Origin of the sequence: Catonella sp. (assembly GCF_052169795.1) — a bacterium.
GTDB lineage: Bacteria > Bacillota > Clostridia > Lachnospirales > Lachnospiraceae > Catonella.
Genome location: NZ_JBQNBU010000158.1, coordinates 1 through 2995 on the forward strand (window position 1 = coordinate 1; position 2995 = coordinate 2995).

Here is a 2995-nt window from a genome sequence, read left to right on the forward strand (position 1 = left end):
ATTGTATTCCAATGCTCTTTATTCTGATGCCAGCCTGCTATAACCGACTTAAAGGATTTTCGCCAAAAATCTCTCCACTCCGGAGAGACTTTTACATTGAGATTTATATTGCCTTCTCTTTCATATACCCAAAGAAAGGCTTTTTTACTCTCTTTAACTCTGATTAGCTGCCAGTTTGTATCCTTAAAAGGCATTTCCATGTAGGTATCCGGAAATGTAAGTCCGTAAGATATGGCTTCTTCTCTGGTTTTCATACCGCCTCCGTTATCCAAGCTACTACTATATCAATTTTAACCTTTTTTTCACTATTTGCAACATACTTAATTCCAAATAATATGTCGGTATCATTTTGCAACTTTTTCATCTAAACATTTATTTTACAATTAACATTTACATTATACCAAATAATTATATAGAATATTTGTCAAGTTTGACAATTTTTATTGCTTTTTTCCAAAATTTCAAATTATAACAGAACTTTTGACATTTCTCCCAAATCTATAGTATAATACCCCAAAAATATATAAGGAAGATTTTCCATGAAAACCACCCACAACCACCTTACACTAAACTTCAACCGCTCTACCCTTAGCTATACTATCTGCCACAAATCCACATTTTGGCAGACGAAAAGCGATTTTGAACCATTTATCAAAATTGGAGAAAATACCATCCTCTTTAAGTCTGCAGAGACTATTGTCCACCGTCCTGTACATACAGGTGTTGGCTCCGGTTTCACTAGCTGTTATAGCGGTTTTAAGTTAAATGGCGAAGAGATAACATTAGAGTTTGAAACCTATGTCTGGATTGAGCACTCCACAAATGACATTTTCTTCGAATTTATACCAATCAAAGATATTTCTACAAGTATAGATTATGTTTCATGGCCGGCTCCCTTTGATTTTAAAAATAACAGTTCCGATTGGTATACTTTACTACCTAAGCAGCAAGGACTTCTTATTCCAAATAACTGGGAAACAAAATTTCAGCCTGACGGATTTAACGGTAGATTCGGTACTTCCGGTGCTTATCTGCCATTTTTCTCACAAGTTAAAGATAAAGAGGGCTATATAGCAATAAGTCTAACACCTTGGAATATGGGTTATGATGCTGTACATCCTGCTAACAGTGATTATACCTCAGTAAATTTTAGACTTGAAAATAGTCTTGGAAAAATGGAATATCGCAGAGTAATGAGGTATTCATTTTTAGAAGACTGCGATTATAATGATATATGCAAATTCTATAGAAAGTTTGCTATTGAAACAGGCAGACTCAAGACTCTAAATGAGAAGGCTGTACAAAATCCATCCATAAACTGCCTCATAGGCTGTGCCTTTGTACACACGGGTATCAAGACCTGTGTACAGCCTGATTCAGACTTTTTTGATCCTGAAAATCCTGAAAAAAATAACCATCTTACTACCTTTGAACAAAGAGCTGAAGAAATTAAAAATTTGCATGAACTGGGTATAAACAAGCTTTATCTTCATTTAGATGGCTGGGCTAATCCCGGATATGATAACAACCATCCTGACTATTTGCCTGCCTGCATAGAAGCCGGCGGCTGGAAAGGTATGAAATTACTTGCAGATACAATACAAAGCTTAGGCTTTTTGTTCGGTATTCATGACCAATATAGAGATTTCTATAAAAGCGCTGAAAGTTATAGTGATGACCTTGCCTGCATGAATCCTGACGGCAGTATCTATTCTCACAAACGCTGGGCAGGAGGTTCTCAGAGTTATCTTTGTACCGGTAAGGCTCTATATTTTATAAAAAGAAATTTTAATGAAATCAAAAAAAACGAAATAAATTTAGACTGTGCCTACCTTGATGTATTTACCTGCAATGAGGGGGATGAATGTGCTAACCCAAATCATCGTATGACAAGGCGAGAGTCTTATGCTTATCGAAACGAATGTTTTAACTATTTGCTTTCACAAAATATACTACCAAGCTCCGAGGAAGTAAATGACTGGGCAATAAAAAGCCTTGTCTTCTGTCATTATGCACCTTATGACTTTATGCTCGAAAAACCCGGAAGTCCAAAAAAAGGAATTCCTGTACCTCTTTTTAACCTTGTATATCATGACTGCGTTATTGAACCTTGGATGATGGATAAGGCTCACGAAAATGAGGACTATATGCTCTATGCCCTATTAAACGGAGGTGCTCCTTATCTGATACGAGATCCTGCCTACCCGGGTATAGATGGTGCTTTTTCTACTCAAAACAAGCTGAAATTAAGTGATGATATTAAAAGAAGTAAAATTGTATCGGAGTTTCATGAAAAAGTTGCCAAAAGTGAACTTATCAAACATGAACTTCTTGATGACACCGGCAGAAAGCAAGCCTCTACCTTTGCAAATGGATATAAAATAATCGCTGATTTTGATAACTCAAGTTTTGAAATTGTAAAGGTATTTTAATTAAAAACATATGTTCTCCTGTATTGCTAAAAAATGTTGAATAGGATTTTTAACAAATTTCCTATTCAACAAAAATAGTTGTAAACCCCTATATTGCCATCTTCTTAAGTTCCCTACTGCCCCAGATCATTTTTAATTACTGAATACTTCCTCACCATTTGAAATAATTTTAAACTTCTTTGTCGTAAAATCAGCTATAAGCTCAGCTTTTTCACCCTCAGCCTCTCTTATGATATGCAGCTTATTCTCATCGGTAGTCGGTATTTCAAACTTGCCATCAAGAGCAAATGCTTTTGATTCATTTCTAAATTCCATAAGCTTAAGCAGATTTTTAACTACAGGGCGTTCTACTTCTGTATCCACTTCTTCTACAGTGTAATAATGCCTATTGATATCTCTACCCACCTTAGTCTCCTCAAGAAGCTTAAGATCATTTTTACCTGCAAGGAGTCCTACATAATACACCTGAGGAATACCCTTTGAGAAAAACTGAACTGCCCTTGCTAAAAGGTATGCATCATCATTATCTCCCAAAGCTGAATAATAAGTACAGTTCACCTGAT

At 35.8% G+C, this 2995-nt stretch carries 2 protein-coding genes and 1 pseudogene; 1 reads left to right on the forward strand and 2 read right to left on the reverse strand.

Annotated features, from left to right (window positions below; translation table 11 throughout):
* On the reverse strand, positions 1-254 hold a 254-nt coding region (locus ACTTKP_RS11930), incomplete at its 3' end, for an MmcQ/YjbR family DNA-binding protein (protein ID WP_442554108.1).
* A 285-nt stretch (positions 255-539) separates the two neighbouring features.
* Here ACTTKP_RS11930 and ACTTKP_RS11935 point away from each other — a divergent pair.
* Positions 540-2432, forward strand: a complete 1893-nt coding sequence (locus ACTTKP_RS11935; protein ID WP_442554109.1) for a DUF5696 domain-containing protein — start codon at positions 540-542, stop codon at positions 2430-2432.
* A 132-nt stretch (positions 2433-2564) separates the two neighbouring features.
* Here the strand turns inward: ACTTKP_RS11935 and ACTTKP_RS11940 are convergent.
* Positions 2565-2995, reverse strand: a pseudogene (locus ACTTKP_RS11940) (sucrose phosphorylase); the annotation flags it as partial.